At 43.3% G+C, this 7889-nt stretch carries 6 protein-coding genes; 2 read left to right on the top strand and 4 right to left on the bottom strand.

The annotated features are described in order from the left end of the window. Positions 1-640 precede the first annotated feature (640 nt). Positions 641-1450, top strand: coding sequence for a hypothetical protein (locus MHM87_RS19505; RefSeq protein ID WP_239260793.1), 810 nt, complete (start codon positions 641-643; stop codon positions 1448-1450). 168 nt (positions 1451-1618) lie between these two features. On the opposite strand, the gene MHM87_RS19500 is transcribed toward MHM87_RS19505, so the two are convergent. Genes MHM87_RS19500 through MHM87_RS19490 form a run of 3 tightly spaced genes read right to left on the bottom strand, consistent with a single transcriptional unit; the run spans position 1619 to position 5823 of the window. Further along, complete coding sequence (locus tag MHM87_RS19500) at positions 1619-3130, bottom strand: TolC family protein (protein ID WP_239260791.1); 1512 nt, start codon at positions 3128-3130, stop codon at positions 1619-1621. Further along, a complete protein-coding gene (locus MHM87_RS19495; RefSeq protein WP_239260789.1) occupies positions 3043-4095 on the bottom strand; it encodes an HlyD family efflux transporter periplasmic adaptor subunit in 1053 nt (350 codons plus the stop codon). Before MHM87_RS19495 ends, MHM87_RS19500 begins: the two co-directional genes overlap by 88 nt. After that, complete coding sequence (locus MHM87_RS19490) at positions 4096-5823, bottom strand: ABC transporter ATP-binding protein (RefSeq protein ID WP_239260787.1); 1728 nt, start codon at positions 5821-5823, stop codon at positions 4096-4098. It abuts the gene before it with no gap. A 197-nt stretch (positions 5824-6020) separates the two neighbouring features. On the opposite strand from MHM87_RS19490, the gene MHM87_RS19485 reads away from it, so the two are divergent. Beyond that, entirely contained in the window at positions 6021-6911 is an 891-nt protein-coding gene (locus MHM87_RS19485; RefSeq protein WP_239260785.1) for a LysR family transcriptional regulator, read from the top strand. A gap of 46 nt (positions 6912-6957) precedes the next feature. Here the strand turns inward: MHM87_RS19485 and MHM87_RS19480 are convergent, their stop codons facing one another. After that, a complete protein-coding gene (locus MHM87_RS19480; protein WP_239260783.1) occupies positions 6958-7632 on the bottom strand; it encodes a YkgJ family cysteine cluster protein in 675 nt (224 codons plus the stop codon). Positions 7633-7889 lie beyond the last annotated feature (257 nt).

The following is a 7889-nucleotide window of genomic DNA, read 5'->3' as shown; positions in this document are numbered from 1 at the left end:
TTCAATTAAATATATCGAAATATGAATCGTCGTTGTGACACTCTTAACGAGTGCCCACACAGATTGTCTTGTCTAAATTTTTAAAGAACATTCACTAAAAGCCGTTGCTTCTTAGTGACTCACCCTGTTCGAGTGAGGTGCGCATTATACGCTGAAAGTTTTCGTTGTCAACACTTTTTGAAAATTTATTTTCTGAAGCGTTTCTTCTAAACTCCCGTCTTTACTGGTCTATAAAGGTAGTAGAGACTTACTTCAGGAGGCTTGCTGTTTTGCTTTTCCCCCGAAGCGGATGCGCATTTTAGGGAAATGAGCGCTCACGTCAACACTTATTTTGAAAAAGTTGAAAAAACTGAACCAACCGTCTATTTTTCGCTCAAATGTGATAATTAGTAGACAATATGGACTAATTACTAATAGGATAGGAATTCAGATCCTATAAAGTAGTAGTTCTTAAAGTAGTATTTGATCCTGCCGTTATTATATTAATGCTTAATATTAGCGATAGATATTAAGGCTTGCGTAAAGGAATACGTATAAGAATGTATATAAGCGTAAATGACCTATGCTTTGTGTTCTTTATAAATGTATTAATACTGGTGGTGTCAGAAATTGACTACGCAATAATTATAAAGGTGGGTTTATGTTACGAACTCTTACACTGCTGTCTGCAGCAATACTAGCAACTCATGTTAGTCATACAGCAATGGCACAAGAAGTATCCTCAAATGATACTGTTCAGCTACCCGCGTCAGCGAATGTAGAAAGCGCTGACCAGTCAAATCATTTTCAAACCGCCTTCTTAAGACGTCAAGTAAACCAAACTATGTCGGTTGGCCGAGCAATCAGTTCAATCGCTGGTCATTATCCGCAAGAGATTGTGTCTATTGTGGATATTGCTTTAGATACCTATCCAGACAAATACAGAGAGATCATTTTTGCTGCTATCTCTGCTCAACCTGCGTCTACTGAAGAGATTGTACAGCTGGCTATTGAGAAAGAAGTAAGTAGCTGCCCTAACATTGTTCAGTTAGCGATAAAAGCAGAGCCGACTTATGTCGACTTTGTTGTGCAGGCTGCTGCGGTTTCAACACCTGAAGAGCTAGATGAGATTGTACGCGTTGCCGTGCTTACTCAACCTGACGCAGCAGACAGTATTGTTCAGACATTGTCGCAAGAACATCCAAATAAGATTGTCGATATCATGACAAGCGCATTGAATGCTGTTCCTTTTGTTGGTGAGTATGTAGTGGATGCGCTTCTGGCCGTGTTTCCTAACGAAGCAGAAACGGTAGTTGAAACGGCGGTGAAAGAATCTGCGCAGCAGCGTGAACAAGTAATGCGTATTTTAAATACTGCGCAACACGCGGGTGTATCTCAGGATAAGTTAAAAGAGTACGCTATGTCTGCCGGACTAAGCGAAGACGACTTTAATAGTGCACTGGGCAATTAACCCCCTACTAATTGATTTTAAAAAAAACGGCGTATTGATTTACTCAATACGCCGTTTTTGTTTATAGCTGTACTAGTATCTTCAACCCTTACCTGCTTTTTAACAACAAGCAGCAAGCGATAGCAATCAAGCCTACTTCACAATTAAACTTGATGTTTTCAAAAGAGCTCAGTTGTTAAGGGAATGCAACATAGCGGCTTCTTTATAAAGGGTTAGTTCTGCCTTTAGTAAGTCCACTTTCGCTTTTATCTCTTTTATTTGGGCCTTAATTTCATTTTGTGCGCGGGCATTTAACACGAACATATCACTGTCACCTGCATCGAAACGTGTTTTTTCTACTTTAGAAAGGGTTTTCGCTAGCGCCGCATTTTCACTTTGAAGAGCAACAATGTCTTTCGCCTGCCCCCAATAAACTAGCGCTTGTTCAAAACGCTGAGTTATCGCTTGCTCAGTAGAGGTTAGCTTGTGCTCTAGCTCTCTCTGCTTTGACTGTAATTGGGCTTGTTCAGCTTTCGCCTTCCTGTTTCCTAAAGGGTAGGAAAACGACAGACCTACTTTTGTTTCGGTACCGTCTAAATTTGACGGACCAGAACCTATATCTCTTGCAACCGATGCTTTTAAATCTAACTTCGGCAATAACGCGTTACTAGCCAGCGCAGTCTTGTTATTTACCACCTGCTGTTCTAATTTCATCACATCAAGTTCAGGGTGATTACGAAGGGCATTGCGAAGAGTCATAAGCTGACCGTTACCAACCCAGAAAGGCCAGTTGATATCTTTCGGCGGGTTCGCTTCATCTACTATCAACATATCTCCCTTAGGTGAACGCCAATAAAAAGAAAGCATTTGAGCATGTGCGTCTCGCTTTTGCTTAAGCTCGGCAAGCAAAAGGCGCTGTTGCAAAATGTTGGCTTTAAATTCTGTCAGCACAACATTGGCTAAATCTCCCTTCTCTACGCGGGTCACCAACGCTCTTTCACGTTCTGTTGCGGTGTTTAGCAACTCTGTAACGGCATTGACCTGCAATGCGCTTTCGTACCACGCAACATATTCACTAACCCCCTTGTAAACAAAGTCATTAATTAAACTTGTCGCTAACGCTTGCCATTGTGAAGTCGCTAGCCCTGCATTGGCTAACTCCGTTCTACGCTTATCCAGTTCTCTGTTTTTAAGTAGGGAGATGGCAATGCCCACACTAGCCTCGCCGCCAGACAAGGTTTCGTAATCGGCTTCGTACACCGGGAAATCACCGTCTGATATACGGTACTCGGTATAAACTGAGCCATTAAAGTCTTCGAACGGATTAGAAAAGCGCTGCGTTAAATTAGTACCATCGTAATATCCGCTAACGCGGCTACTGGTTTTCTGCTCTATAAACGGATCAAAACTGCTTCTTGCTATTTCTAAATCGGCGGCAGCTTGATAGTTTCCTTCATTTATCGCCCTAACGTAGGGGTGATAGTTCACCATACTCTGGATAAGTGCATCGATTGATGGTGCTTGCCTAGTATTTTTGTTTTGCGCTGCTGCATCAGAAACATGAGTGCTAATAACCGCAACAGTTGCAAGCACTGCTAATGTAAACCTTCGAATTACCATATTGATGCCCCAGCCCCCTTGGCTCCACCGGTAGTAGGCTCTTGCGTTGGCAATGGCGGGAAGTTGTTCAACTGTCGCCACATCTCGTAACCTAGACGCACCTCTTCTAATAGCACCCACGCTTTAACCCGGCTTCCCAAACGCGCAGAACTTTCAGCTGGCCAAGGAATATCAGACTCGTCAGGTCTAATCCACACGTTAAAATCGCCAGTAGCATTAGCAACAGGCTCTACATACACAACTTCACCACCAAAGGTACCTATTGCACTACCCGGCCATCCACTAAACTGAAAAACAGGCCAGCCATCAAACTGCAAGCGCGCCTTTGCACCAGGCTTAACCAGCGGTGCGTCTAACCCTCGCACGGTAACGCGAACGCTGCGTTTCGCATCTGCTGGAATAAACTGCCCAAGAATATCGCCCGACTTTACGAACGTAGACACACCGCCTGATAGCAACCGAACAACCGTACCATCAACGGGTGCATATTTAGTTTGCGTCGACTGACGAGATAAAATCATGCTTACTTCATTAATTTCCGAAACAGAGGCGGCAGCTTTTGCTCGCAGTTCCTGCACTTTTATCTCGGCCTGTTCTACTTCTTTGCGTGAAACCAGCCCTTGCTCTTGCAGAGACTGTTGACGCGCCAGGTTGTTCTCAGCATTTCTTACTGCTGTTTCATTAGCTTGATTCTTTAAGTTCGCTGCTGAAAGCTGAGATCGCAGCTTCTCAAGTCGCTGCGCATCAATATCGATTAACGTAACGATTGGCTCGCCGGCTTTTATTTGTTGGCCTTCCCTTACGTGCCACTGCTTTACTTGTCCATCAACTAACGCATTTATTGGTTGGGTTCTGTCTTTAGGATCGAGCGAGTCGACCATACCGGTGCCATAAGCCGTTTGGATCCATGGTGTGAAATACAAAATTAATCCAGCTGCCAACACCAACAAGATGATAACTCCGGTAATTACACGATGAAGCTTTGGCACTTTCAATGAAGGCAATGAAGTGATGTTATCTAAAAAGCGACGTTCTGCGTGATTCACTTACTCACCCTCCTTATTGTTCTTTGAAGCCGTGCTGCTCTCACTTGCGTTAGCAGCACTAATCGGTGACTCACCATTTGAATACTCATTTAACATTGCCGTTGCGTTATCGTGCAGATGCAACACACCTTCGAAACAATCTGTCAGTGGCATATTGGTAAAATACATGACGGTAAAATCATATTTACTTAAGCGTCGCAGAAGTCGCGCCCTCAACTCTACCGGTATTGCGTCGAAGTGCTGATTCAAAATGAGCAGCTTAGGTTTACCAATAATTGCGGCGGCAAGTTTAAGCAACAAAAACTCCAATGGCTGTAGCGGTGCCCCTAATACGGATACTTTAGTCTGCAAACCCTCTGGTAAGCTATCTATCACTTTGGTCATTTCTACTTCCTCAAGCGCAGCGCGAATATCCGCGATGGTTGCCTGAGGATGTGCCAACTTTAAGTAGCGCTCTACAGAAACTTCGATAATTAAAGAACGATCTAGAATGGTGACGGCCTGCCGTAACTCATGGGTGTCGTAATCGTTTAGACTAAGCTCTCCTAACAAGATGTCGCCCGATTTAACGCGGTCATATTGCTTCAGCAATCCTAGCAGTTGCTTCTGCACCCAACTTTTATCAGTAGTAACAAAATACTTAGTGCCAGGTTCGAAGATAACATTGAGGTGGCACGCATCATTACCATGTTTAAGTTCAACATCGTTAAACACCAATTTAGAAGAAGCTGGTATCTGTTCCGACGTATTGAGCTCTTCCTGCGGCATGTCAAGAGCGCCACCCAGCTTCTCGGCAGCGCCATATAACTCATAGTAAAGTTTTAAATATTGGGTAAAGCGAGACAGCCCAAAGAAAACAGCAGACATCACAAGCTCAGCAGCCACTAGCTGACCAATAGAAAGCTCGCCTTGTACAACCAGAACACCACCGATACCAAGTAGCGAAGCACTCGCCACGGCATACATCAATAGAAACATAACCACCTGCGAAAAGGTGTAGTGAAAGTGGCTTTTGTGCTTTTTCACATAGTTACTGATATAACCTTCAGTGCTGCGCCCTGCGTATTCAACATGATCAGCTGACTTAAAGAATTCGTGAGCAATTGCAATATCGTGTAGCCACTTTGCAGAATCGTATTTCGCGTTAGACAATTCAATAGCCGTGCGCTTAGCACCACGCCCCCAAATTTTCCAAACCGCATACATGGTAAGTAAAAGCACCACATTAAACGCGAAAAGCGCTGGGTGGTAGAATGATACTAGTGTGAAACCTACCAGCATCTGTAGTACAAGCGCGAAACCATCAATCATTAAAGACGGCATATTCTTTTGAAAAGTCATTATGTCGAAGTAGCGCTGTGTAATGCTAACGTTTTGTCGACCTTCAAAAAAACTGTGGGGCGCGAGAATAGTTTTTAACCCTAAGTCTGCGGTGAGTCGAGCGTACACTTTACGCTCGTAGAACTCCATCACTCGCATACGAAGCGCGCTAAATACGCCAGATATAAATAAAGTAAGAAATAGAATGACGGCCAATATGATAACTGCCCGAGTTGAACCGATATTGGCGATACTGTTAATCAGCGTTTGAACCGCTATAGGTACCGCAAGGGTCATTAAACTTATTGCTACGCCGTATGCGATAGCAACCCAAAAAAAGCCAGCCTCTGGTTTCAATAGCGAAAATAAGGTCTTTCGCGTTTTACGTAAATCAATTGGTTTAGCCATAGTTATGTCTTCAATATACCGCTAGCTTAAAAATCAGTGACGCGCCGCTTTTAATCGTACAAAAACAACGCTAGATAGTGTATTGCAATAGTCAGTTAGAATAAATCTGTTATATTCTTAATAGTTCATCGAAAAAAATGGGGTCAGAGTACATTTCTTGCCCCTAATACCTTAATAATCGAGTAGCTTGTTAAAGTATGCATCACCTAAACTACCATCATTTATATTATTTCTATCTTGTTGCCCGTGAGGGTAGCATTGCGAAAGCCGCTAAATTACTCCACGTTACCCCGCAAACCGTAAGCGGGCAACTAAGCACCTTCGAAAATCAGCTAGGTTATTCTCTCTTTGATAGAATAAATAAGCGCCTATACCTAAACGCGAGAGGTAAAGTAAGTTATCAGTATGCCAGCGAAATATTTCATAAAGGTAATCAACTAGCTGAAATACTTAACAATAGCGATGAAGTGAATACGAAAGAATTTGTGATAGGTATTACTAATGGTATTCCAAAAGTGCTTTTTTACGACTTTGTGCATGCCACCATGCGTAGGTTTTCACAGGTTAAATACGTGATAAAAGAGGATAGCTTCGACGGTTTGTTGAAAGAGCTCGCCATTAACGCCATCGATTTCATTCTAGCAGACAGAGGCATAGCCCCTGGTACACAAATAAGCGCCAATAGCTTTTTCTTAGGCGAAAGTTCGTTGAGCTTCTTTGCTAAAGCACCGCTTACTGAAGAACAGACTTTTCCAGAGTGTTTAAATCAAATGCCGTTGCTAATTCAGGGTAATACATCAGGAATACGGCAAGCACTTACAAGTTGGCTTGAGACAGAACAGCTGTACCCCAAAGTTGTAGCCGAATTTGACGATACTGCTTTGCTTAAACTTTTTGGCAGCGAAGACTTCGGTGTTTTCTGCGCACCATCGGCAATTTCAAAGCACGTAGAAGAGCAATATGACGTGCACTGTATTGGTAACGCAAGCACACTAAATGAGAGATACTATGCCATTACTGGCAAAAGCCGTGCTGACTACACTATTAGTGAGGCAATCGTAGAAGCCGCTCGCGGAATTCTAACGTAGTGCACTTAATGGTAGGGTCAGAGTACATTTTCTGCCCCCACTTAATTTAAGCAGCAACACCACCGTCTATATCTTGAGCATAAAAACTCAGTGTTAGAATTTTTTCTAACACAAAACGTAGTGCGTCATTAATAGGCATAAGTCTTTCCCCTAATTCATAATCTAATTGAGCAAGTTTTTGTCTGCCTTCTGCGATCATTGGCGGCTTTGTCGATGTAACTCGAACCTCACTATTTGCGGCTATATCATCCACTAATCGCTTTTCGAAGATATCTAAATGCTGTGGCTGTATAGCAATCAGCGCGGCCGCATACTTCTCTGGTACAGCTTGCTTAATTGGTTTACACACCGAAAGTGTGGCTTCGCCAGATTTGGTTTTATAACCTGCTGCACCGAACATACGGCAAATGCCAGGTCGGTATTCGTAAATTCCGCAGTAGCCTTCTTTACCGTCCAAACTTAGGCGTTGATATTGTTTACAGGCGAAGCCGCTGTAGTTGTCTAGCTCGTCAAACTCCTGTTCAGCCCGTCCTGTATCAAATAGATGAAGTGCTAAAGGCAGCATCTCCAATGGCGACACTTCAATGTCGGGGTTATTGCAACATGCACCACATTTCTCAACACAGTTTAGTGACTGGCTAGATTGATATGCACTGAATTCTTGGGAAAGAGATTGGTAAACATCCATCACTTGGCTGGACAGCTCACGCAGCCTATTCATAACGACTCCGCTAATAAAAGCAAACTAAAACAAATACATGTTCATGCTGGTGTAATGTAATAGGTAGCATGAACTCAACATTCTGCTTACTGGGTTTAAGAACCAGTTCGACAGATCGCATTGGGAGCGGAAATGTACTCTGACCCTGAGGGATCCCCACGAATTTAATTCCATGTGCCTGCGGTCCAGGCCCCGTCGACTATGGAGCTGTACCATTTGAGTGCAGTTTTCCACTGTCGCATAGTGAATCTTATTCG

Origin of the sequence: Alteromonas sp. Cnat3-28, from assembly GCF_022348265.1 — a bacterium.
Taxonomy (GTDB): Bacteria; Pseudomonadota; Gammaproteobacteria; order Enterobacterales; family Alteromonadaceae; genus Alteromonas; species Alteromonas macleodii.
This window is presented reverse-complemented; position numbering and strand designations above follow the sequence as displayed.